Genomic DNA, 23,936 nt, shown 5'->3' with positions numbered 1-23,936 from the left:
TGCAGCAGCCCTTTTTATTCTTTTTACAATCAGCATTAATACGATGCCCGCTTTCGCTAGCAGCTTAGAAAAAATACCTGGACTTGGCCAACTCGTGCGTACTTTGCAGTTTAACAAAGGAAGCGCAGGTGGCGGTACAATTACGGACTCCACTGCTATTAATGTCATTTCACTCGAGAAAAAAGGCGATCTTGAGCATATTGTCATTCATTTTCAGCAAAACAATAAAGATCAGCAAATGACGAATTCTTTTAGCATAAACTATAGCCAATACCCTAATACGATGACTTTTTCAATTGGCGGTGTTAGACGATTCTCAGCCGAGAAGGACTTAGCGGAGCTAAAGAAAAGCAGTTTAATCGCGGACGCTTATCCATTAATTTCGCTCGACGACTCGCTGGTTCGCTTTAACATAACATTTAAGAGCAATGTAAGTTACGAGGTCAAGGAATATAAAGAACCGGCACAAGTTGTTCTTACGATAAAGCGGGACTCTGCAAAAACCAATCCTCCCACCGTTTATTCGCTTCGTACCGCTTCTTCCGCATTCGGAGAAACGCAAGGCATCTACGAAGAAATGTTAGCAGGCCTTGAAGGAGTACGAACGCTCAAAGATCAACAAGGGGGCTACTTCGTCGAAGCTGGATATTATAGCAGTGAAGAAGCAGCTATGGGAAAAATGCAGGAAATAGTTAAAACCTATGGCATCTCTGATCATTCGTTATACATTGAACAACGAGAAGGCATGCAATATCCCCAAGCAATTAACGCCAGATCAGACAACCAGTAATATCCAACATTTTATCCGTATATTTCCTTTGATTCTCTAAATCCGAATGTTGTATGACATTGATGTTCAAGCTCTTACATACCAATACGGATTTGTTATATAATATATTTAAGTAAGGACATGCTGTTCTTTCATAGCTTGTCCACTTAAACCTGTTTCGGAGGTAGTTGCTTACATGAAGAAGAAAAAGAAATTGAAAATGATTTACGTCTATATCGGTATCGTTGTTATTTTATTCGGTCTTATTACCGTTTTAAACAACAGTGGCAAGGTAAACGCCGTATACGACAAGCCCCTCTCCGAGCTGAACCCAGAAACACGCAAGCTGCTTAATGATCCTAACTATCAGAATATCATTTTGCCTGCTGAATTAGACAAGAAAGTGGCCGATAAGGAAGATTTCTTCGTTTACCTATTCGCTTCTGATTGTCCTCATTGCCAAAGAACGACGCCACAGCTTATGCCGCTTGTTGATGAGCTTGGAATTGACCTTCCGCAATTCAACTTAAGAGAATTCCCTAGCTATTTCAACAAATATAATGTCGAGTTTACGCCTACACTTGCTTATTTCAAAGATGGCGTTCAAATTGACAAGCTAGAGGGCGGACTTGCTGAAGAAGGAACTACCGGCTATAAACTAGATGATTTTAGAGCGTTTTTCAATAAATATTCGGGGGCTGAAACCAAATGATGAAGCGTCAGCGCCAAACGGCTGAGCAGATTACGGAGGAGCAAAAAAATTCACGCATTCGCAGCATCATGTATACTTTGCTGCTCGCATTCGCTTTTATTACTTTGCTCACCGCATGCGGCTTAGCGAACGACGACAAGGCAGGCGCTGAGCATCAACACGGTTCCGAAACATGGCAAACAACAGCATCCTATGATGAGCTGCCTGGTTTTTTAGCGGACTATACGCCGCATACGAGCGAGCTATATAAAGGAGTCCATGCTCACGCCGACATTATGAGCGGTATCACTTGTTATTGCGGTTGCTCAGATGGGTTAGCAGTTGAAACCCCGCATGACTCGCTTCTGCGCTGCTACGTTGCCGAACATCCTGCGGACGAGGGCGCTGTCACATGGACCAATCACAGTACCAGCTGCGGCATTTGTAAGAAAGAGATGGAAGAAGTAATCGCCTTAAGCAAGCAAGRCAAGACCAAGGAAGAAATACGTGCAGCCATCGATAAACTGTACAAACCAAAAAAATCAACAGATTAGTTRACGCTCATCTGCTGTATAAGTTGAAGAAGCTGTCCAACTAGGTCTACTCCGACCTTGCTGGACAGCTTCTTTTTTTCAAACATGTAATGCAACTAAGGTTTTATTTACTTATTCTTTCTTATTTGCTCCAATCAACGATTAATTTGGCCATTAATACGAGATCGAGAATATCAATGACCTTGTCGTTGTTCAAATCCCCAGATTTAACTGCATTCCAGTTGCTGTCGCCTTCCTTCGCACCATATGATTTTACGAGGATTGCTAAGTCAACGATGCTTACCTTCTCATCATTGTTATAATCGCCAGGGATATTAATAACCTCAAGTGCATGCGAGTCGCCAGCTATCGTTACTTCTTCCACACTGTCGGATAATACTGCTTTTTTCACTGTAATTTGAGTTGGGCCAGCCAAAGCTCCTGCCTTAGCTTGGAATGTGAGCTTCATCCAATCCCCATTCGCATTCGTCTGTGCCTCATTCAAATGGACTGCGATCAATCTTACTTGTCCATCCTTATCCTTCGTTTCTGGGATCAAAAATTTAGTTTCATCCATGGATACTGCTGAAACAAAGGTTAACTTGGAAGGATCATATTCAATCGTAATGTCCTCTGCCATAACGGGACCCACTACGTTTTCTAGACCGTAAGTAAGCGCAATGGAACCACCCACTGTTACTTTTGTTTCACCTTTTAAGCTGGCTTTTTCCGTCTGCTTGTCCTTCACGGTACCTGTAAAATCAATTTCACTCATGCTCGTAAAGGTGCCTGCTGCATTATAAGTGCTCTTTACAACAAATTTGATATATCTGCCGGAAATCGTTTTGTTAAGCGGTGTAAAGTCTTTATACGTACTGCCTGTCCACGATTTGCCAAAGGTGCCTGTCGCTTTATTGGCTTCATTCGCAAGGAACGCCGCGTCACTTAGATCTGACAAGCGATCAGATGCGTATACCTCAAAGTCTTTCGGAAATTCCAGCGCAGTTTGATTCATTCTGCTTGTTCTTTGAATGCCGCTCAAGCTATGGCTATTCTTTGAATCAATAATAACCCAATGAGGGAAATCTGCCGCAGGTGCCTCCCATTTGGAGTGCCAGATGGTCGCCAAATCACCATCGAGAATATTTGATGCAAATGCATCTTCATTATCCGCATAAGAGCTGAATGATTCGATTGCAAATGCCGATTTCGATAGGAACTGATAAGTCACAGATTCCTTTACCGCTTCCAAAGCGAGCATAAGATTCACATAAGCTTCATCGATTTCGTTAACTGGGCTTTCAGAAGTAAGCGCCGATGCACTGCTTAAAGCAGACCGAAGCTCCATCATCTTGGCAGCGGAATAGGTGACGCCTACAACACTTTCACTGGCAGCATCAAATGCCGAAGCATCAACCATCAACTTGTTAAGCTGCTCATACGTATAAGCAGGAATGATTTTGTAGGAATCAGATAAAGCCTTGATCTCCGTTGCAGTGAGCGTCCGTTTCCAAATTTTCAAATCGTCCATCGTAACATTGGCACCGCCGTTCCCTTTGTTGCCATCCGCGCCAATAATCGTATTAAATGCTGTGTCTATACTGCTCGTGCCAAGTGCAGTCATTTCTTTAGAGGCCTTCTCCACCCCATCGACATACACTTTGCCAACTTGATTTGCTCGGTCGACGGTGACCGTGAGCAAATGCCATTCACTTCCTACACTACCCGCCGAAGTATCCATTCGGTTCGTGCCGTCTGCAATGTTTAACGTCATTGCATTGGCTACAGCAGGTCCGATATACCAACCGACGTTTTTGCCGCTGTTCCAGTTTTTATTCGAAATGACCGTCTGATCACCAGATAAATTGCCTGTATGCCAGAACGATACCGTAAAGCTGCCACTGCCAAACTTCAGATCGCTGCGGCTGCCCAGATCAATATAATTCGCATTGCCTGCCGGAATGTAAGCTGCTTTATTCGATTTGCCCTGCACGTACGCAACGCTTCCGCGTGATACAGCCGAACCCGTCACGCCGCTCGCATCATCGTTTAAGTTGTCGTCAAACTTCATATCAACGACAAGGTCCTTCCACATCGTTTCAGGATCAATCGGCGTAAGCTCAGGCAGCGTGCCTCCCGTACGGAATGTATGCTGGATCGCGCTAGACTTGTTCCCGTAGCTGTCAACGGCATAAATGACCGCAGTATAGGTCGTTTGTGGATCAAGTCCGTCCAGGGGAATCGTCATCGCATTCGGGATCGGCGTAAAGAAATAGTCGGAGAACACATTAACCGATTTTGCGGTCGTACCCGTCCTTTTGTTCGTTAGCGTCAGCTCGTAATGATGCATGTTTTGGTCATCCTTCGCTTGATTGAAGCTCAGCTTAGGCGTGCCATCCAGATCCGTCACTTTCAGATCCGTCTCAGCAGGAAATTGTGGTGCTATTTTATTGCGATTTGCACTCGTATACTTGAAATTGCTTTTGATCTCTTGAATCGTGCTGCCTTTCAGTTCAATAACCCATTTCTCGCCAGCAATTGTACCGACGCTGTTGAATGGGGGAACCGGTGTCCAATCATCCATAATATCTGCTGGATCTGCATTAAAAGCAATTCTATCCACTTCAATCCGATCCGCATACACTTCAATAAAATCAGCCTGAGATACCGGAAATTCAAAGCGGCTGACAAGCCCTGCATTCGTTACAGCAGAGTAGCCATGCTCTGCTTCAATGTACGACATCGAGCCAAGATTCAGAGCCGTATAATCCTTCTGGAAAATAGAGCGTTCATCGCTGTTGGTCAGATGGGAGTGCCCCGACAACGTAATAACCTGCGGGTAACCCGCCAGATCACTGTTTAGGTTCGGATTGGACGCCTGCTGTCCATCCATTACCGTTCCTGTGATCGGCTGATGAATGCCTACAAAGATCGGTTTATTTTTGTTTAATGGATCAGCCGTAATTTCTGCCAATCTGCCCTTAAGCCAATTGCGCTGGCCTGTATCCGAGTTGTAGTTGTTTCCGTTCAAGAAGAAAAAATAATAACCGCCGATTTGAGTTTCATAATAGCCGTTGGCTTGTGATGTGAACCAATCCGCTGGATAATGCTCATTCACTTTTGCAACTGTCGCGTCATGATTTCCCATTGCAACATGCATCTTTGTATTGGTCATATTTTTTCTAGCTAGATTCGCTTGGAAAATTTCCCTTACCATTTGATGATCGTTCGGTTTGTCTCCCCCGTTATCGTTGATCATATCACCTACAACTAGGATGGCATCAGGATTTGGGAAGATTGATGCGATAGTATCGAAATAGCTTTCATATCTTGGATCACCTGTCGTGCGCGAACCTACATGAACGTCTGACATCGCTACAAATTGCAGCAGCGGCTTTTCACTTGTTTTAATCAGGTAACCAAACGTTACCGCTTTGCTCGTTACGCCATCCTTTATCGCAATCGCGCTAAGGTTTATGGTTTTGGCAATCGTGATTGGATTATTGTCAGCTTTTTTGCTTTTCTCGTTAGGCAGCGTTCCATCAAGTGTATAATAAATACTAGCATCACTTGTTTTAGAGCTTAATACAAACGCTATCGCAGCCTCGTAACGTCCTCCAGCGACAGATGCTTCAGGTGCTTGTACCGCACCATCGGCAGCGCTTGCTGATCGAACGAACCCTTGTGCATTGGAACATAAAACAGCCATAACTATGAAAACCGCTAAACTTCTCCTCCACTTAAAAAACAAATCAATCACTCCTTTTAATTTCTTGTTTCATGTGCATTATATATGTTTTAATTGGTTGTATTGTTAAACAGAAGTCATTTTAACGTTTGTTTATTGTAAATGATGGAATGGGCTCCACCTCCCTTGGACAATAAAAAAAGACGACTTCTCACTCTATAATGGAGTGAAAGTCGTCTTCAATGTTCATTTTGCCTAACTATCCTAAATCCAATTCACATTGGTTTTGCGCCTGCTTTTATGCTAGCTTTGGTTTGCTTTCTTAGCTTTCCCAATGGCTGTTTGAATATCAAGCGAAAGCTGATTAAGCTCATGATAGTCCTCTTTTTCAAATTTCTCGTTAAATTTCATTTGAAATTGAGCAGCTTCTCGAACCCGATTATAAAAATACAAATCTTGAATGCCTTTAAGCACCTTCGAGACCACGTTGGACTGCTCCTCGAATTCGGTCTGCGCATCCAAAATCTCTTTGCGTATGCTGGTCATTTCTGTATCCAGCTGCGATGCGGCTTCAGCCGCTTTCTTCAACCGCTCACGCACATCCTCAGGCAAGCTTTCTTTAAACTTGTAGTTTAATGAATGCTCGATTGTCGCCCAAAAATTCATCGCTAACGTCCGTATTTGAATTTCAGCCAACACGATTTTGTATCCTAGTGCTGTTTGAACCGGATATTCTACAATCATATGGTAGCTTCGGTAGCCGCTGTCTTTGAAATTCGTAATATAATCCTTCTCATATACAAGGGAAAGATCTTTACGCGTGCGAATCAAGCCAGCTACGCGGTGAATATCATCCACAAACTGGCACATAATGCGAATACCTGCAATGTCCTCTATACCCGTATCCAATTGATCCGAGGGGACTTTGAGACGCTTGGCCTTTTCCAGAATACTAGAAATTCGCTTAACCCGGCCGGTGACGAATTCTATCGGCGCGTAAGCTTCTCGTATCTTCAGTTCGACCCGCATCGTTTTAAATTTCACTTTAAGTTCTTCAACCGCTTGTTCATAAGGCTGTAAAAAAAGATTCCAGTCTCTACCGTCCATCCGGCCGCCTCCTGTTCTTAAACGTGATCTGCACCAACTGCTTCGGCAATATTGCGGTAGCCATCTTTGCGTAAACATTCCTTCAGTCCACTCGTTAGCTCTCGCAGCACTCCAGGCCCTTTATAAATAAGCGCCGTGTAGATTTCTACAAGTGAAGCTCCCGCGCGGATTTTATCGTATGCGTCTTGTGCTGTAAAAATGCCGCCCGAGCCAATAATGGGCAGCTTGCCTCCTGTTTGGCGATATACCGCCCGAATAACCTCCGTTGAACGATCTCGCAGCGGCTTGCCGCTGAGCCCGCCCGCTTCGCCAGCATTCGAATGCTGAAGGCCTTGGCGCGATAATGTTGTGTTTGTTGCAATTATACCTGAAACTCCGCTTTCCATAATAGTCGCAACGGTAAGCTCCATCTGTTCATCTGTCATGTCAGGCGCAATTTTGACGAGAACAGGTTTTGCTTTTGCTCCTGTTTTCGCCGCTTGCGTGTTTATTTCCTTTTTTACAGCGGCAAGCAAATTTCTCAGTTCTTCACCATGCTGCAAATCACGCAAATCCGGGGTGTTCGGAGAGCTGATATTGACGACAAAAAAGTCGCCGTATGTATACAATTCGCGTATGCAGGTCTGATAGTCCTCATGAGCAAGTTCATTTGGCGTTATCTTGTTTTTGCCAATGTTAACCGCTATCGGGATTCTATTTATTTTGCGGCGTGACAGCTTCTCTGCCATTGCCGCTGTGCCATCATTGTTAAAGCCCATCCGATTAATAAGCGCTTCGTCTGATGGAAGGCGGAACAATCGCGGCTGCTCATTGCCGGCTTGTCCTTTTGGCGTTACCGTACCTACCTCAGCAAAACCAAAACCTATGCTTGAGAAACCGTCCGCGGCTTTGCCGTTCTTATCAAGTCCAGCAGCAAGTCCAACAGGGTGCGGGAATTGCAGTCCGAATAGTTCTGTAGCAAGCTCAGGCGACTTTGCTACGCCATACATCGCATTCATCAGACCATTCAGTCCTGGAACTACACCGCCGGCTGCTAAGCCGTCAATCACAAGATGATGGGCCCTCTCAGGATCCATTCGAAAAAAAATAGGTTTTAAAATTGAAGAATAAATCAACTTACTCACTCCGATCTTAGATGTATGCTCTATCTGACAGTTTATCTTTTTTGCAGCAAAAAGAAAAGAGCCTGCACGCAAGGTGCAAGCTTCCATTGTATTGCGGCTTGTCTAGAAAACGATTACAATGAGATCATATTATTTATTACTATGAAATAGAGAGGTTGATTGACGATGAGTTCACCAAAAAGAAGACCGGCTACAATAAAAGCGAAACCGAAGGATGAAGTAAACAAAAAAGCGCTTGTATGGATTGGTTCAATCGTCGGCGTAGTTGTTGTAGCTGTCGCGCTGCTTCTTATTTTCACTTCGTAAGCGGTCTACGTCAACCATTTATAGATTTTCAAGGGATTGGTTTCGTTTTGGAGCGGCTCCAGCTGAAAGCGTTCTGCTGGCTGCTGCACCTTAGACGGAAGCGTCCCATTTTTTATTTTGACAACCGTTCCTAGCGGCACCATATCAAACAACTCCTCCACATCAGCTTTGCCCATGCGGATACAGCCAAGTGATTCGTCTTTGCCAATACTGCCGGGTTCATCCGTTCCATGAATCGCGTACAGCGTATTCGATAATGTCATTCCTCGGCTTCCGAAGTTTCCATCGTCACGCCCATTCGGATTTCTAACCTTTTCACTTATGTAGAAGCTTCCCTCAGGTGTTGCATCGCCTCCGAGGCCCACCTTATAGCTGCGCACAATGATATCCCCTTGAATAACAGCAAGTCGATAACTCGCTTTATCTACCACGACCTCTAGCGGCTGGCTCCACTGTTTATCCAAAATTCCATTTGTGCCTACTATCGGACTCGTTCTTTTTTCGCTTTCCTCTTGCTGCTGATTTCCTGCTGCTTGTTCTTGCTCTTGGATTGAACGGTTTTTTTGTGCCTGCGCGGCTTTCAGCTTTCGCAATACAGCCGGAAACATAGAGCGCATACCGCTGCGTTCCCCGGAAAGAACATTGTTCGGATAAGATTGAATGAGATCATCCAGCTTCTCCGGCCACTTTTTATATTTTTTCTCATATTGATAGATGCCGCTTGCAAGCGTCCAGTGCGTCTCTTGCTGCACGCTCCATTCCTTATATTGTGCTGCTGCCGAGCTCGCCTCAGAAGGCTCACACTCGCAGGTAAGGCGGTCATACATCGTTACATCCAGCTTACTGCTTCCGTTTTCCTTTTCTATAGACATGAGCAGTCTAGTGTTCTCTGTCCATTTCCGCCAGCCCTCATCTTCCTCAAGGCGAGCTGCAATGGTATGAAGAGGTGCTTGTTTGCCGGCTGCGATGAGGCTGTTCCATGCGCTGCCGACTGGATTTCGTTCTTTACGCGGTATAAACACAACGCCAATTGGATTCACTTCAACTACAGCTATCGGTTCAGGCTGCTCTGGCCTTTCCTTGAATACGGAAGTGCTAGCTGGAGCAAACAATGCAACGAGCAGGAACAATAGAGCTAATGCTCCTAATTTACGAGCTCGTCTTTTTTTCTTTTGCTGCAAATCCCAATCTTTAAGCAGCTGCAATTGATTTTCCGATAACGGATGACTTTCATGCTCGAAGGCATCGTATACTTCACCAGCTTGCAGGAAGCAATAATTCGCTTTGCCCTCCTTGCCAGCGAGCTTGTATTGCTTGCCTAACAAATACCAACCCATTTGGTTATCAGGGTGCTGCTTTACAAATTGCTTCAAATAAAAAATATCTTCCGGAGAGTCCATCCCCCATCCTCCCGACATGTGGTATATATCCTCTATATCGGCAGGCAGGGAGTTTGATTGTAATCCCGAGTCCATTTCTGTTTTTGCTGCATATACAAAAAAAGCTCCTCACCGCTGCATAGGCCAGCGAGGAGGAACTTTTTTATCATCACTCAAAAATTAGTAATTAAAAGGAACGTCTGCAATTTTGATTGAATCTGTCGGACAGCCGTCAGCTGCATCCTGCAAATCATCGAACAAATCTTCAGGAATTTCAGTGTTGCCTGTATTACCGTCAGCTTTATAAATAACTTCTGCAAGACCTTCGTCATCATAATCATAAATGTCAGGAGCAGTCGCTCCGCAAGCTCCACAAGCGATGCACGTATCTTTTTCAACCCAAGTAAACTTACCCATGGAAATCCCCTCCCAAATAAATAAACGGAATAATCTCGTCTCTGTACAGTCAAGCTTCATTCATCAATATATAACAAACTATCGTCCTTTTGCAAGGATGTACCGCGAATTCGTTTATTCCTAATTAAGGTTGAAGGATCATCACCAAGCATTCCTGCCGTCAAAACAGCATCTTCTCCATACTTGTCGCGGAGCTGATCCATCGCTTTAGTCAACGCTTCTTTTCTCGGCTGTTTCTCGTAGCTGAACAAATCAAGCTGCAAGGCAGTTTCCGCAAGCAAAGTGAGGTTCTGGAGCGTTATGCCAAGCAGCCGAATCGGTTCACCTTCCTTCCAATGCCGGTCATATAGCTTGCAAGCCTCCCTATAGAAATCTTCACTCGATTCCGTAGGTGCTGCAAGGGTGTGGGAGCGGGCAATCGTCGTCATATCCGGCTTGCGAATTGTGATTTGAACCGTGGTTGCGACCATCTTCTGCCTTCGCAGCCTGCGACCTGTCTGATCCGCCAAATTAAGCAGCACCCGGAAAACGTCGTCCCGCGATGTAATATCGCTTGGAAGCGTGGTCGTATGACCGATCGATTTGTTCCGTTCCCGATTTGGGTTAACTTCAGAATAATCTAGTCCATGGGCAGCTGATTTCATCCAAGAGCCAACTACGCCAAAATGCTTATTCAGCATCGTTTCTTCCGATGCCGCCAACTGGCCAATCGTCCGAATATTCAGCTTGCTAAGCTTATCAGCCGTTTTTTTGCCGATGCCAAACAAATGATCGCACGGCTTATCCCAAAGCACCTTTTGCACATCACGAATCCGCAGCACAGTCAGCCCGTTTGGTTTTTTCATGTCGGATGCCATCTTTGCAAGCAGCTTATTTGGAGCTAAACCAATTGAACAAGGAAGAGACCACTCAGACTTGATCCGCTGCTGCAGCGAAGCCGCAATATCAAGCGGCGAGCCGAACATTTTCGAACCGGTAATGTCCATATAACATTCGTCAATCGAAACAGACTCAACGAGCGGCGTATATTGTCTAGCGATTGCCATAAAGCCATGTGAATATTTGCGGTATAATGAAAAGTCCGGTTTGATTAATATAAGCTCAGGACAAAGTGTTAGTGCCTGTCTGACTGTCATTCCCGTCTTTATCCCTCTGCTCCGTGCTGCATAAGAACAAGTGACGAGGATGCCCTTTCGCTGCTCAACGCTGCCGGACACCGCAGTTGGTTTGTCCTTATATTTCTCCGGCTCCTCAGCCTCATGTACGGAACAATAAAAAGCATTCATATCTAAATGAATGATAACTCGGCCCTTAGCCGGATAGAACTCATTCGTATTCGTCATAATCGCGCAACACACCGCCTAACCTAAGCCATAAGCCTACATAAGCTTATCCACCCAAGCATACAATTCCAATAGGGTCAAGTCAACGAAGCACGCGTGAGCTGACAAAAATTCCTTTTGCCCCCTCTACTTTCAAGGCGACAAGTGTTATAATACTAAATTATGATTTGAAAAGGCATTCAGTGAAGGAGGCGTCCCGTTAATGACAAAAAACATATCTATATTCGATACGACGCTGCGTGACGGTACTCAAGGTGAAGGGATCAGCCTGTCGGCAGATGACAAATTAAAAATTGCCCAGAAGCTCGACACGTTGGGCGTTCATTATATTGAAGGCGGAAATCCTGGAAGCAACAGTAAGGATATTGAGTTTTTTCAGCGGATCAAAGCTTTCAATTTAAGCGCCAAAATTACTGCCTTCGGCAGCACTCGTCGCAAAAACAGTTTGGCAGAGCAGGATGCCAGCCTTGTTCGCATCGTGGAGTCCGGTGTTCCGGCCGCTACGCTTGTAGGCAAGTCATGGGATTTCCATGTACATACCGCCCTGCAAACGACTTTAGAAGAAAACATGTCGATGATTTTTGATTCCATTGCTTTTCTAAAGCAGAATCAAATGGAAGCCTTGTTCGATGCCGAGCATTTTTTCGATGGCTACAAGAACAATCCGGAGTATGCCATTGCTGTTTTGAAGAAAGCACAGGAGGCTGGCGCCAACTGGCTCGTCCTATGCGATACGAACGGCGGCACATTGCCTAGTGAAATCCATGAAATCGTTTCACGCGTGAAGCAGGAGCTAACGGCTCCTATCGGCATTCATACACATAATGACTGTGAGCTGGCTGTCGCAAACTCTTTAGCAGCAATCGAAGCCGGAGCACGTCAAGTACAAGGCACGATTAACGGCTACGGCGAGCGCTGCGGGAACGCGAACCTATGCTCCATCATCCCTAACTTACAAATCAAAATGAATTATGACGTTTTGCCAGAGGATAAGCTTCGCACATTGACGAGTACTGCTCGATATATCAGTGAAATTGCGAATGTCCACATGCCTGTTGGTCAAGCTTATGTCGGCAATGCCGCATTTGCTCACAAAGGCGGCATTCATGTCTCCGCCATTATGAAGGATTCCAAAACCTATGAGCATATTCAACCAGAGCTTGTTGGCAACAAGCAGCGTATTCTAGTCTCTGAGCTCGCAGGACAAAGCAATATCATATCCAAGGCGAAAGAGCTTGGACTTGATGTCAACGCAAATAATGAGAAAACAAAGCTCATTATGGATCAAATTAAAGAGCTCGAGCATCAAGGCTATCAATTTGAAGGCGCCGACGCTTCTATGGAGCTGCTGCTTCGTGAAGCATTCGGCAGCGAAGTAAAAGAATTGTTCAAGGTTGAATCCTTCAAAATGCTCGTAGAAAAAACAAACGGCCAAATGATTTCAGAAGCGATTGTAAAAATCAACGTTGGCGGCCAACAAGTTTATATGGCTGCTGAAGGCAACGGACCTGTCAACGCCCTCGATAACGCCCTGCGCAAGGCGCTGGTGCAGTTTTATCCGGAAATCGTTGATATCCATCTATCCGATTATAAAGTCCGTGTAATCGACGAGAAGGACGCTACAGCAGCTAAGGTGCGTGTTCTTATCGAGTCGACAGGACTAAACAATACGTGGAGCACAGTTGGCGTATCAAACAACGTCATCGAAGCAAGCTGGGAAGCTCTCGTAGACAGCATTCGTTATGCCCTGCTTAACATGGTAAAGGTTGACAGCACGCTCGTTGATCCTCACGATCGCATGGGCCTCGTCAATCATTAAAACAACAAAAAGAGTCGAACAGGCTGTTCACGCCTGCTCGACTCTTTTTTGTTGTTGCTGCCGACTACATCCATTTCTCAATCATGCGTTCCCACTCCGCATAAGGAATGACGCCATTGATCCGCTCTCTAATGACACCCTCACTGTCAATAAGGAACGTTGTTGGAAACGTATCTACCTTATACTGCTTCGTCACATCGCCCACCCGATCCATTAAGATTGGAAACGTGAACTCGTATTCTTTGACAAAGTCTCTAGCTGCCCGTTCTTTATCAAATTTCGTAGCATTAACGCCAACGAGTGAAATTTTTTCCCCGTATTGCTCATGCAACCGCTGCAGATCCGGCGCTTCCAGCTCACAAGGGCCACACCAAGATGCCCAGAAATTAACGAAGGTCAGTTTATCCTGTTTGCCCCCTATTTCATAGGACTTCTCATCAAGATCAGGGAGTTTAAAGGTTGTCGCTTGAAATCCTGCTTTCGGCTTAAAATCGACTGAAGTGGCTGCTAGCGCTGCTGAATCCGAGTCATCATTTTTATATTGAAATACAGCTAATCCTGCAAACAGCAACGCAATCGTAAATAGTGCTGCGACACGCTTCATGAGGTTCCATCCTTTTTTTCACATTTTCAAATGCCTATATCGCTTCATGGTATCATGCACCGTATAGAAGCTCAATACACAGGACAAATTAGCCATCAAAACGTCATTTTTAAAGAAATGGTTCTTATCTATTCTCTGACGACTATTATGGGTAAGTTAAGTATTATTCATACCCAGCCTTATTGAAGTTAGCGGACTTAAGCCTATTTCGTTATACTTAATTCATTCGCATTATAAAAAAGGAGGCATTGTGTTGGAATCACAGCAAACGCGTGGATGCATAACCAAATCGGCATACGAGCGGCTTATTCAAATATGTGCGGATGCTCAACCTTTAGAGGCATGCGGCATTATGGCAAGCAGCCAATCCTTACATTCCATTGCCACTGATCAAAATGAAGCCATTATAGATATCGTTATCCCCATAACTAATAATCATAACGATCCCATGCATTCGTTCTCGTTTGACCCGACCGAGTGGACCGCTGCTTATTATGACATGCAAAAAAACCGACAAACGCTTGTCGGCTTATTTCATTCGCATCCGCGTACTAAGGCTATTCCGTCTTCTAGCGATACTGACGGTTTCCTGCCCGCTTCGGAGCTTTCCTATTGGATTGTTTCACTGGAGAACATGAAATCGCCTGACGTTAAGCCCTATCGCCGCTCGGAAGGTTCATTTATTCCACTGCAGCTAGTGCTTGCTTAAGTAGGCATACAGATCGCCGAGTGTCGTAATATTTCGTTCCAAAATACGCGTCAAATAGTTCCGCCACAGCTTTGCTGTCATGATTGAATCCTGCAAAGCATGATGCCGCTCTGTAATTGGAATACAGCAGCTCTCAAGCAAATCATCGAGACTGTATCCTTCCAGATTGGGCTCGAGCCATTTGGCCACCATCATCATGTCCAGCACTCTGTGGTTCAAATTAATCTTTGACGTCCTCCACAATGCCGCGTTCAGAAATTGCTTATCGTGGCCGGAAGCATGAGCGATAAGCAGCCTTCTGCCGACAAACTCCATAAAATCATGAAGCACCTGCATCAAATCAGGAGCATCCTGTACCATTTCATTCGTAATGCCGGTTAGTTCGACTATCACTTTCGGAATTCTTCGTTTAGGATTCACGAGACTATAGAAGGTTTCACTTTCAACAAGTTCGCCATCTCGAAACAATACAGCGCCAAATGAAATAATTTCATCTCCGTTATTCGGATAAAAGCCCGTTGTCTCTAGATCAAAAACAATGACCTCCAGCTCTCGAAGAGGCATATCGAACATTGACTGCTTGCGCTGCTCTTTGTTGACATTCCGAATAAACGCCATTTGCTGCGCATTTTGCGAGCCTAGCATAGAAGCGATGGCAGGCGTAAATCCTCCCATTTTGTATAGGTTCCACATGCGACCGACGCCTTTTTGTTCCTTCATTTCTCCACCGCCTTACGTAAACCTGCCCATTGTTTGCTTAAAAACCGTTCGTTGCAGCCTCTTGCCAAGACGCAGTCCGCTCTTAAGCTCATCCGTCATTTCCTTCGTAAGCTTATGGCTCGACAGCTTTCCATTGTTGGCATATAAGCCATCTGCGTTTTTCTCAGTCGTCATTAGACGGAGCCGGAGAAAAATCCGAAAAGCTTGATCATAAATAGCCCCGTCAGCTGATGACATCTTCCCTGCCTTTACAAGCATTCTAATTCTTTCAAGCGTAGAGGTTTCACGGATGCCTTCTTGTATGGATAATAGCCGAATCGAATTAACCATAGGAATATAGGCGCCATATTTAATATCCAAGCTTCCCGCTTCCTCGCCATACTGCTCCTTTAGCAATTGGCCAAAAAAGCCTAACAGCACCTTATGCCGAAGCGTATTATCCAGCATCCGCTGCAGGATGATCTGGTGGTTAAGCATATCAATAAAAAACAATTCTTTAAGCTGTTCAACGAGCTTATAATCACCGTAAATACAGCGGCCATCAGCAATAATAAGCAAATAGCGCACTGCCTCCCAAGCAGGCTCTTCAAACCAAGCACCCAGTTTAACGCCCCACTCCGAAATGGACAAACACCAGTCGGAGTTGCTGCTAAGCACATTGCCCTCACAAGGCGGGTAACCTACATTTTGGAGATTTTTTACAATGAGCGCACTTAAATTCAAAAAATAGTTCTTAACTTCTGTTGAATCAGCCACTGGATCCTGATAGACAACTCCGCTGTCTTGATCGCTTGACAAAGTTTGCTCTTGCCGACCGCCGCTGCCGAACAATACATATGCGTAAGGCACGGGGGGAGAACCATTCCCCCTCCGTGCCATTTCCGCTTCTGCGAGGATAATCGAGCGCTGAATCACCGCATCGTGCACCTCATTTAATTGTTCATTAAATTGTTCGACTGGACGCGTTGGGAGAAGAGCCTCCATATGCTCGTGAACCTGATCCCGCAAGTTTCGCAGCCTATCCACATGATCAGCTGAACCAATCTGCTTAAGCAGCTGCAATCGCACCGGATCACTCATGCGACGCTCTCTCCTTTCGGTCAGTCCATCGCGTATCTTCTATTAGCCTTGAATGTTTTGACCAGCTTTTTTCATTTGCTCAGGATAACCATAAGCTCCATGCTCACTCAGGTCAAGACCGATAATTTCTTGCTCCTCTGTTACGCGGAAGCCCATCACAAGCTTCATAATACCTAGAATAAGGAATGATGCAGCGAGTACGAATGCGCCAACGACTACTACCGATTCGAATTGAACCCAAAGTTGCTTCCAGCTGCCTGTGTCGACCAAGCCGCCTGTGCCTACGCCCACTTTATCAGCGAGTTCTTGTGTTGCAAAGATCCCGTTGGCAAGCGTACCCCACACACCAGCCGCGCCGTGTACAGATAGAGCATAGATAGGATCATCAACTTTAACTTTCTCGAAAAATTTCACACTGTAGAACACGAGCACGCCAGCCACTAAACCGATTACAACTGCCGCCCAAGGAGCGACGTAAGCACAAGAAGCTGTAATTGCAACTAGACCTGCTAGCGTACCATTCAGCATAGCCGTAATGTCAGCTTTGCCTGTTACTGCCCAAGAAATAAGAAGTGCTGCAACGCCGCCTGCGCCTGCTCCAAGCATCGTGTTGAATGCTACATATCCAAAAAATCCATCGCCAATCGCTACCGTGCTGCCTGCGTTGAACCCAAACCAGCCCACCCATAGAAGCAATACAGAAAGTGCTGTGAATACTTGGTTATGTCCCAAAATCTCATTCGCAGAGCCGTCTTTGTTAAATTTACCAATACGAGGTTTAAGTAGTACAGTCGCTGCAAATGCTGCAAGCGCACCCGTTAAGTGAACAACTGTGGAGCCCGCAAAATCTTGTGCTCCATCTTCAGCGAGCCAACCGCCGCCCCAGATCCAGTGAGCTACTACAGGGTAGATTATGGCAATGAAGAATACAGTAAATACGATATAAGCTGAAAGTTTAGCTCTTTCTGCAAAACCGCCCCATGCTATGGAAAGCGAAACCGCTGCAAATGCTAATTGGAACAAGAAGAATACAGTACTTGGATAGCTCTCGCCTTCACCAGCTGCTAGGGATGGATCGAAGAAGAAATTGCCCCAGCCGATCAATGCGTTAATTCCGCTATCGCCGCCAAATGCGATGCCGTAGCCGAAAGCCCAATAAATAAGTGCTGCCAAACCCGTTGTGAAAATCGTTTTGCCAGCAACGTGACCAGCATTTTTCATCCGTGTTGAGCCTGTTTCAAGAAGAATAAAACCGCCTTGCATGAGAAGAACAAGAATGAATGAGAGCATAACCCATAGAGAGTTGAGACCCATGTTCAACGTTGCTGCGGAAGGATCCTCTGCAAACGCCATTACCGGGAACAAGAAGGTGAAGATTCCTAAAGCTAACATCGTTTTCTTAATCATTACGACCACTCCCTAAATGTTATATTTCCTTACACGTTAAGAAAGACTTAATGTCATTATAGTCAGTAGTGCTCAATTTGACAATACGTTTTAACTATTTTTATAAAAAAAATCAAACGTTCGGCATATAATCTAACACGAACGTTAAGAAATGAGGCAAATCAACGCCAAAATCGTCAGCTGAAACTCCTTATTCTTCGCATTTTCACTCTATATAGGTATTGGTTCCTACTTTTTCTAGTTAAAAACGCAAATCACTATGACTCACACCCGTTTCATGTCACCTAAATTACGTTATATAGAAGAAACACATGAAAACGCCCTGTCGAAATTGAAAATTGACACTAAAATTGTATAGTCATGTAACACGTTTGACTGTATGGTTACTTTCCTATTATCATTAGAGGAACAATAGTTATACGTTTTCCCATAAGATGGTGATTGTGAAATTCACCTCAATAGGTAATGATGTTCTTTTAGACATGACGAGCTAAAACAACAAACCTGTTCTTTGTCGACACATCATCTCAGAATGAGATGAAACATAAGCTTAGTACGCAAGCGGAATCTAGTTTACTTATATTTTGAACGAATGGAGGATTTGAAAATGTATCGTATCGGAGAACTATCCAAGCTTGCGCAAATCAGTGCACGAACCATTGATTATTACACTTCAATCGGTCTAATAGAGCCTGCAGAGCGTTCCGCCAAAAACTATCGCCTCTATTCTGATGAAACTTTGCAGCGTCTGGAACGTATTGAACAGATGAAAAAAGATAAATATACATTAGATGAGATTAAGGCCACAATTGAAAGCTGGAGCAAGATTACACCTGAGGAGCAGGTCTCACGTAAGCTTACGGACTTGCAGTACCATCTAAGCCAGCTCGAGCGTGAAGTGAAGGAGTTAGAGCCTGTTATTAAGAAGCTCAAGCCTCGTCAAGCCAATCACCTCTACACGCGTCTTATGCCGCAAACCGCAGCTTGCATAGAGGCACTTATGCTTCTCATTAACAAAAGCTCCCTCATGTAGCTATACATTTCATCAAAAATTGGAGGAATGACTCAATGGCGTTTATCTATGTTTTAATCGTACTTGCATTTATACTAACAATTTGGGCTCAATTCCGAGTCAAAGGAACGTTTAAAAAATGGACGCAAGTTCAAGCCAACAGTGGTTTGACCGGTTACCAGGCAGCACGAAGAATGCTTGATTCTAACGGACTTCATGATGTTCCGATCGAGCCAGTACGCGGTACACTAACCGATCATTATGATCCGATTCACCGAGTTGTACGTTTGTCGGAGCCTGTGTATTATGAAAATTCAATTTCAGCGATTTCAGTCGCTTGTCACGAAGTCGGCCATGCCATACAGCATGCGGAGCATTACCCAATGCTCGTGCTCAGACATCGTATATTCCCAGTYGTGAATTTTGCATCCGGCGTAGCACCATTTTTATTTATTGCCGGTATTCTATTCTCAGCACTTAACCTAATTGGGCTTGGCATCATATTTTTCTCAGTAGCAGTTGCCTTTCAGGTCATTACACTTCCGGTTGAATTTAATGCGAGCAACCGAGCAAGAGACATTATGGTTGCTGAAGGGTTCATAACGAATGATGAGGAACGCGGGGTCGCAAAGGTGCTTAACGCAGCGGCTTTAACGTATGTAGCAGCGGCTCTCTTGTCCTTGCTGGAGCTTGTCAGATATATCTTAATCTTCGTAGGCGGCAGCCGTCAAGAATAAGCTTCCGTGCCTTATAGCTAAACAAAAGAGGAGCAGTTCCCCTTCGGTCTTCATCGACCGACAGGAACTGCTCCTCTTTTGTTTGTTCTTTTATCTATTTTATCGTGTTCTGGAAATAACGAAGCAGAAAACCGTGAAACACTTTCGCAACTAAAGGCAATTTCTCATTTGAACGCTGAATAAGTCCGATCGTACGAGTCACCTGAGGTTCGATCACCCTTACTTTAGTCGGCTGCAATGGCCCTGTATAGTGAAGCGCCATCTCTGGAAGAAGGCTTACGCCCATCCCAGCGGCTACCAAACCACGAATCGTATCCGTCTCTTCCCCTTCAAAACCGATTTTCGGCGTAAAACCTGCCTCTTGGCAAGCTCCCCAAACGATCGGCCTAAGCGAATACCCTTCGCTGAACAATACGAACGTCTCATGCTCCAGCTCTTTCAGTTCAATCGATGCTTTGTCTGATAAACGATGCCCCGGCGGCAATATCGCATATAGCTCCTCTGTCAGCAATACTTCGCCGCAAACGAATTCATGTTCATCAGGGAAAGGAGATATAAACGCCAAGTCAATCTCGCCTTTCACCATGTCACGAATAAGCGATGGATACATCCCCTGCTTAAATTTAAATTTCACATTCGGATGGAGCTTGCGGAAAGCTGCCACAACCTGTGGAATTAATGAGATCCCAAGGCTATGCGGGAAGCCCAGTCTAATTTCACCCTTCTCGGGGTCAAGAAATTCATGTATTTCAATGACAGCACGTTCCAGATCAGCCAATATCACTTCAGCCCGCTTTAGAAAAAGCTGACCGACTGGTGTGAGCTGCAAATTTCTACCTTTTTGAACGAACAGTTTTACGCCAAGCTCTTCTTCAAGCTGATGAATCTGCCGGCTTACTGCAGATTGCGCCACATGCAGCTCTTCCGCCGCTTGCGTTACATGCTCTTTTTTCGCTACTTTTACAAAATAATGAAGCTGACGAAGTTCCATACCGGTTCAATTCTCTCCCGTACTTACATAGTTTTTATGAGTATCGCTGTTTCTTTTGAGTCTTTATTCGGTCAAAGAAATGGTAGAGCAAGAAGCCTGCAAGAGCGCCGCCAACATGTGCCCATAAATCCACTTTGGCAACTACAATCGAATAAATAACCCCAAATATTAATATCGTGTACACCGTTTTACGAGAGCTCTCGTCAAGCTGAGCCTTGCGGAACAACGATATGAACAGAAAGGCGCCATACACGCCGTAAATAGCCCCAGAGGCTCCTACACCCACATGACCATAAAGATCGTCTTGCAGCACATTTACGAAAGCGCTCATCGCATTTCCCGCAATCCCACAAAGCAAATAAAATATAATATATCTCGTTTGTTTAAGCAGATACTCTAGCGGCGGTGCAAACACGAGCAAAGCAAACATATTGTAGAGCAAATGCTCAAATCCCGCATGCATGAACATGCTTGTTATATAACGCCATGGCTGTTCTAATCCAAATGGATCATTCACAGGGTCAGTATAAAACGCACCATAATTGTATGCATGCAATTGATCATTAGGATCGCCATTCCATAATACGACAATAAAATAAATAATATTCAATAAAATTAATATTGATGTTACGGGATACATCTTTAAGTAAGAGCGAAAGCTCTCATATCGCAAGAAGATCACGAGTACATCCCCTTTCTCAATCCAACAATTGGACAAGGTTGTTTCATAACGATTATAATAAATCTGGTATTGACCATATCTTATTAGAGGAGGAAATTTACAAATGACACAAGAACGTAATGGAGCTGCCACATTCAAAGGCAACCCGATCACATTAGTAGGACCAGAACTTAAAGCAGGGGACAAAGCCCCAGATTTCAATCTTAACAAATCACTTGTTGAAAATGTTTCCCTCAAGGACTACTCCGGTAAGATCAAACTAATCAGCGTTGTGCCTTCAATCGACACTGGCGTTTGCGATGCACAAACTCGTCGCTTTAACGAAGCTGCTGGCGAACTAGGCGACAATGTTGTTGTCCTAACGGTCAGCGTTGACCTACCGTTCGCACAAGCACGCTGGTGCGGTGCTGCAGGTATCGACAAAGTTGTGCTGCTGTCTGACTACAAAGCGCATAGCTTTGGTGAATCATATGGCGTATATATTAAAGAACTTGGTTTGGATCAACGTTCGATCTTCGTTATCGATGCTAATGATACGATCCAATATGTTGAATATTTGCCTGAAATGACAGAGCACCCGAATTACGAGCAAGCAATCAACGCTGTAAAAGCACTCGTGTAAATTCAAAACAAAGAAGTTTTTCAGCACTATTGCAAACAAAGCGAGTGAAGGCTACCCTTCCTCGCTTTGTTTATGAATTAATTATTTACTTTAAATGCAGCTAGCTTCTTATCAAGCGTACGATATAAATCCATAATGACTCTGTAATTAGAACCAAGATCCCCTAATGAGCCGCGGGATGCTGAATAAATATCGACAGCTGATTGGAGCGGATTTACGCTAATAACGGAAACGGTAATGTCCATCGTTCTTCCAAATGCTGTGCGCTTCTCCAGCACAATCTCCCCTACGGATTGCACCTCATGAAGCACCTTATATCCTTGCATTTTCTTAAGAGTCGATATCACTTCTTCCCAAGCCTTATCTTTCGACAGCTTGTAGAAATGAGATTTGAGCATTGGATCCTTAGCCCTGTCGCCCGTCTGTTCATGACTGCGCAGCAGCCCGATCAAGGTCCGCTTCAACAACAACGATCTCCCCCTCCGGCATCTATGTACATTACTCTATATGATACCATGATTTGTCCCATGAAAAAAGAGCTATCACTGGATTTAACCAGCAAATGCTCTTTATTTGAAAATGAGAACCCGCCTATGCCGTCCGACTCACATGTTTCTGAACCCGCTTACGCAGGTGGGTGACCGCAGAACCGCTTTTGAGATCCCCTTTCGGGGGCATGTCAGCTGCGTCTCGATGTTGGTCTCCCGTGAAACAGCCATTGGTTCAAAACAGCGTAAAGCCGTAACGAGCATCGCAGGAGGTATTGCTTATTATAGACTGAACAAAAGAAAAAGTAAACTTTGATGGGCTGTTATTTACTGGAGCCGCTCGAATCTTCCTTAACTAAATCGATACGGTCTAGCTCAGCTGCCTTCTCTGCTTCTTCTTCCTCTGCCAAACGCGCTTTCTCCGCTTGGTCTTGAAGCTTCTGGTAAATCAAGTTGAAGTTCCAGAACGCCAGGTAAGCGATGATGCTGCCCATAAAGAAAGGAATAAGAAAAGTGAATCTAGTACTGAAATACATAACCGCGCCGCTCATAATCGCTGTAGAAAGCGAACGGAAAGGTTTGCCGATCGTAATGAGAACAGCGTTTTTCAGTAATTGAAACGTTTTCATATGATAGTGGACAAGCATAGAGAAAAAATTAAATAGCGATACGATTAACAGCAGCAAAAATGCAATGAAAATGTATGAAAGCAAATTCAATTGTTCACGATATACGATAAAGTCAACAACCATAATCGCAAGCAGTATTGTATAAATAATACCGCCTAGCATACTTTGCTTATAATTTTCCTTGTAGCCGCGGAAGAACGTTTTGAACAGCGCAACGTCACTCTCTCCCATTACCCATTTGCGCGCAACCGCAAACATAGCTGCTGTTGCTGGAAATAAGGAGAACGGCGCGACGACTGCCATCGCAATAAGAGCGGAATAGATTTGATTGACATCCTGTGACAAAACCAATCCCCATGCAAAAAAAGCGAATGGAATCGAACAGATCAACCACAAAACATTAATAACTGCCAATCTCATGATCCATTCCGAAATTCGGTAAAACCCACCCATTAGCCCCTTTGGTTCCATCGGATCTGCCTCCAGAAAAGTAAGATTACTCCCACTAGACTACAAAGTGTAGCGGAATTCGTATATCTGTTTTGTAATAAGACAACCAATAGAATAATAATAAAAAAATCGAGGTCGTCCAGATGCCCGTTAGGGATCACGGACTTCCTCGATTTTTTTGGTTACACAAGGGAAACGATTATTAGTTATTTACATAACCGTCGGAAGAGCTTTTTGGACGACGGTTTTCTGGACGTCCTTCGCTGCTTCTTTTACCAGCGTAGCCGCCGCCACTGCTGCTGCCGCCACGGGACTCATAGCCACCGCGTGAGCTGCCGCCAGTACTGCTGCCGCTGCTGCGTCTGTCATCGCGACCGCGATATCCGCCGCCACCGCTGCCGCCAGTGCTGCTGCTGCGATTGCCGCCGTATGAAGAGGACGAACCGCTGCGGTTGAATGGACGACCGTTTGAACGAATGTCCGGCTTGCGTTTTTTCGCGCGAAGCGGATCTTCCGGTGTCAATTCGATTTCTACGTTTTTCTTCTCGCCAGTCAGCAATTTAATTGCTGCTGAGAGCAAGTGAACGGAATCATATTGCTCAAGCAATTGAATCGAAATCGCTTTGTAC

The 23,936-nt window shown here is 44.7% G+C and carries 23 protein-coding genes, 1 other RNA gene and 1 pseudogene; 9 read left to right on the top strand and 16 right to left on the bottom strand.

Annotated features, from left to right (window positions below):
- From AC1DSE_RS11665 to AC1DSE_RS11655, 3 genes are all read left to right on the top strand, one after another.
- The coding region (locus AC1DSE_RS11665) for a DUF4179 domain-containing protein (protein ID WP_477527698.1) at positions 1 to 790 on the top strand (790 nt) is incomplete at its 5' end.
- A 175-nt stretch (positions 791 to 965) separates the two neighbouring features.
- Positions 966 to 1,481, top strand: coding sequence for a thioredoxin family protein (locus AC1DSE_RS11660; protein ID WP_076266845.1), 516 nt, complete (start codon positions 966 to 968; stop codon positions 1,479 to 1,481).
- Positions 1,478 to 2,014, top strand: a complete 537-nt coding sequence (locus AC1DSE_RS11655) for a PCYCGC motif-containing (lipo)protein (protein WP_477527697.1) — start codon at positions 1,478 to 1,480, stop codon at positions 2,012 to 2,014. The genes AC1DSE_RS11660 and AC1DSE_RS11655 overlap by 4 nt, the downstream gene beginning before the upstream one ends.
- A gap of 121 nt (positions 2,015 to 2,135) precedes the next feature.
- On the opposite strand, the gene AC1DSE_RS11650 is transcribed toward AC1DSE_RS11655, so the two are convergent.
- The 3 genes from AC1DSE_RS11650 to AC1DSE_RS11640 form a co-directional block, all read right to left on the bottom strand.
- On the bottom strand, positions 2,136 to 5,702 hold the full coding sequence (locus tag AC1DSE_RS11650) for a LamG-like jellyroll fold domain-containing protein (protein WP_477527696.1): 3,567 nt from the start codon (positions 5,700 to 5,702) through the stop codon (positions 2,136 to 2,138).
- 282 nt (positions 5,703 to 5,984) lie between these two features.
- Positions 5,985 to 6,788, bottom strand: coding sequence for a GTP diphosphokinase (gene yjbM, locus AC1DSE_RS11645; protein WP_076266843.1), 804 nt, complete (start codon positions 6,786 to 6,788; stop codon positions 5,985 to 5,987).
- Between the two features lie 17 nt (positions 6,789 to 6,805).
- Entirely contained in the window at positions 6,806 to 7,903 is a 1,098-nt protein-coding gene (locus tag AC1DSE_RS11640; RefSeq protein ID WP_477512228.1) for a quinone-dependent dihydroorotate dehydrogenase, read from the bottom strand.
- A gap of 174 nt (positions 7,904 to 8,077) precedes the next feature.
- On the opposite strand from AC1DSE_RS11640, the gene AC1DSE_RS11635 reads away from it, so the two are divergent.
- Entirely contained in the window at positions 8,078 to 8,218 is a 141-nt protein-coding gene (locus AC1DSE_RS11635) for a hypothetical protein (protein ID WP_179089760.1), read from the top strand.
- A gap of 5 nt (positions 8,219 to 8,223) precedes the next feature.
- Here AC1DSE_RS11635 and AC1DSE_RS11630 read toward each other — a convergent pair whose 3' ends face one another.
- The 3 genes from AC1DSE_RS11630 to AC1DSE_RS11620 form a co-directional block, all read right to left on the bottom strand.
- Positions 8,224 to 9,618 carry a L,D-transpeptidase gene (locus AC1DSE_RS11630; RefSeq protein ID WP_477512227.1) on the bottom strand — a complete coding sequence of 465 codons (1,395 nt, stop codon included), beginning with the start codon at positions 9,616 to 9,618 and terminating at the stop codon, positions 8,224 to 8,226.
- A gap of 159 nt (positions 9,619 to 9,777) precedes the next feature.
- The gene (locus AC1DSE_RS11625) at positions 9,778 to 10,014 is read right to left on the bottom strand and encodes a ferredoxin (protein ID WP_053376893.1); all 237 of its coding nucleotides are present in this window, start codon (positions 10,012 to 10,014) and stop codon (positions 9,778 to 9,780) included.
- Between the two features lie 56 nt (positions 10,015 to 10,070).
- Positions 10,071 to 11,357 (bottom strand): DNA polymerase IV, encoded by a 1,287-nt coding sequence (locus AC1DSE_RS11620; RefSeq protein ID WP_441881032.1) that lies wholly within the window; start codon positions 11,355 to 11,357, stop codon positions 10,071 to 10,073.
- A gap of 202 nt (positions 11,358 to 11,559) precedes the next feature.
- Here AC1DSE_RS11620 and cimA point away from each other — a divergent pair, with 202 nt between their 5' ends.
- Positions 11,560 to 13,176, top strand: a complete 1,617-nt coding sequence (gene cimA, locus AC1DSE_RS11615; protein ID WP_076266839.1) for a citramalate synthase — start codon at positions 11,560 to 11,562, stop codon at positions 13,174 to 13,176.
- 64 nt (positions 13,177 to 13,240) lie between these two features.
- Here the strand turns inward: cimA and AC1DSE_RS11610 are convergent, their stop codons facing one another.
- The gene (locus tag AC1DSE_RS11610) at positions 13,241 to 13,780 is read right to left on the bottom strand and encodes a TlpA family protein disulfide reductase (RefSeq protein ID WP_441881031.1); all 540 of its coding nucleotides are present in this window, start codon (positions 13,778 to 13,780) and stop codon (positions 13,241 to 13,243) included.
- A gap of 253 nt (positions 13,781 to 14,033) precedes the next feature.
- Here AC1DSE_RS11610 and AC1DSE_RS11605 point away from each other — a divergent pair, with 253 nt between their 5' ends.
- The gene (locus tag AC1DSE_RS11605; RefSeq protein WP_441881030.1) at positions 14,034 to 14,489 is read left to right on the top strand and encodes a M67 family metallopeptidase; all 456 of its coding nucleotides are present in this window, start codon (positions 14,034 to 14,036) and stop codon (positions 14,487 to 14,489) included.
- Here the strand turns inward: AC1DSE_RS11605 and AC1DSE_RS11600 are convergent.
- From AC1DSE_RS11600 to AC1DSE_RS11590, 3 genes are read right to left on the bottom strand one after another with little or no spacing between them, the layout of a single operon-like run.
- A complete protein-coding gene (locus AC1DSE_RS11600) occupies positions 14,475 to 15,209 on the bottom strand; it encodes an exonuclease domain-containing protein (protein WP_477512226.1) in 735 nt (244 codons plus the stop codon). The two genes, AC1DSE_RS11605 and AC1DSE_RS11600, sit on opposite strands and share 15 nt — an antisense overlap.
- A gap of 12 nt (positions 15,210 to 15,221) precedes the next feature.
- Positions 15,222 to 16,289, bottom strand: a complete 1,068-nt coding sequence (locus AC1DSE_RS11595) for a DUF294 nucleotidyltransferase-like domain-containing protein (protein WP_441881029.1) — start codon at positions 16,287 to 16,289, stop codon at positions 15,222 to 15,224.
- 42 nt (positions 16,290 to 16,331) lie between these two features.
- Positions 16,332 to 17,696, bottom strand: coding sequence for an ammonium transporter (locus AC1DSE_RS11590; protein ID WP_477512225.1), 1,365 nt, complete (start codon positions 17,694 to 17,696; stop codon positions 16,332 to 16,334).
- Between the two features lie 607 nt (positions 17,697 to 18,303).
- Between AC1DSE_RS11590 and AC1DSE_RS11585 the strand changes: the two genes are divergently transcribed.
- Both AC1DSE_RS11585 and AC1DSE_RS11580 read left to right on the top strand, forming a co-directional pair.
- Positions 18,304 to 18,729 carry a MerR family transcriptional regulator gene (locus tag AC1DSE_RS11585; RefSeq protein ID WP_372238962.1) on the top strand — a complete coding sequence of 142 codons (426 nt, stop codon included), beginning with the start codon at positions 18,304 to 18,306 and terminating at the stop codon, positions 18,727 to 18,729.
- A gap of 35 nt (positions 18,730 to 18,764) precedes the next feature.
- Positions 18,765 to 19,445: a zinc metallopeptidase gene (locus AC1DSE_RS11580; RefSeq protein WP_076266832.1), complete on the top strand. Its 681-nt coding sequence runs from the start codon at positions 18,765 to 18,767 to the stop codon at positions 19,443 to 19,445.
- Between the two features lie 94 nt (positions 19,446 to 19,539).
- On the opposite strand, the gene gltC is transcribed toward AC1DSE_RS11580, so the two are convergent.
- Positions 19,540 to 20,436 (bottom strand): glutamate biosynthesis transcriptional regulator GltC, encoded by an 897-nt coding sequence (gene gltC / locus AC1DSE_RS11575; RefSeq protein WP_076266831.1) that lies wholly within the window; start codon positions 20,434 to 20,436, stop codon positions 19,540 to 19,542.
- A gap of 34 nt (positions 20,437 to 20,470) precedes the next feature.
- The gene (locus tag AC1DSE_RS11570) at positions 20,471 to 21,118 is read right to left on the bottom strand and encodes a rhomboid family intramembrane serine protease (RefSeq protein ID WP_477512223.1); all 648 of its coding nucleotides are present in this window, start codon (positions 21,116 to 21,118) and stop codon (positions 20,471 to 20,473) included.
- Positions 21,119 to 21,221: 103 nt separating this feature from the next.
- On the opposite strand from AC1DSE_RS11570, the gene tpx reads away from it, so the two are divergent.
- On the top strand, positions 21,222 to 21,740 hold the full coding sequence (gene tpx / locus AC1DSE_RS11565; protein ID WP_076266829.1) for a thiol peroxidase: 519 nt from the start codon (positions 21,222 to 21,224) through the stop codon (positions 21,738 to 21,740).
- A gap of 77 nt (positions 21,741 to 21,817) precedes the next feature.
- Here the strand turns inward: tpx and AC1DSE_RS11560 are convergent, their stop codons facing one another.
- The 4 genes and pseudogenes from AC1DSE_RS11560 to AC1DSE_RS11545 all read right to left on the bottom strand — a co-directional run.
- Complete coding sequence (locus AC1DSE_RS11560; RefSeq protein ID WP_083681704.1) at positions 21,818 to 22,207, bottom strand: DUF1499 domain-containing protein; 390 nt, start codon at positions 22,205 to 22,207, stop codon at positions 21,818 to 21,820.
- 113 nt (positions 22,208 to 22,320) lie between these two features.
- Positions 22,321 to 22,503: non-coding RNA, 6S RNA (gene ssrS, locus AC1DSE_RS11555), on the bottom strand.
- 48 nt (positions 22,504 to 22,551) lie between these two features.
- On the bottom strand, positions 22,552 to 23,328 hold the full coding sequence (locus tag AC1DSE_RS11550) for a YesL family protein (RefSeq protein WP_076266827.1): 777 nt from the start codon (positions 23,326 to 23,328) through the stop codon (positions 22,552 to 22,554).
- 181 nt (positions 23,329 to 23,509) lie between these two features.
- Positions 23,510 to 23,936: pseudogene (locus AC1DSE_RS11545) on the bottom strand (DEAD/DEAH box helicase); the annotation flags it as partial.

Source organism: Paenibacillus sp. 01L418, assembly GCF_056400045.1.
This window is presented reverse-complemented; position numbering and strand designations above follow the sequence as displayed.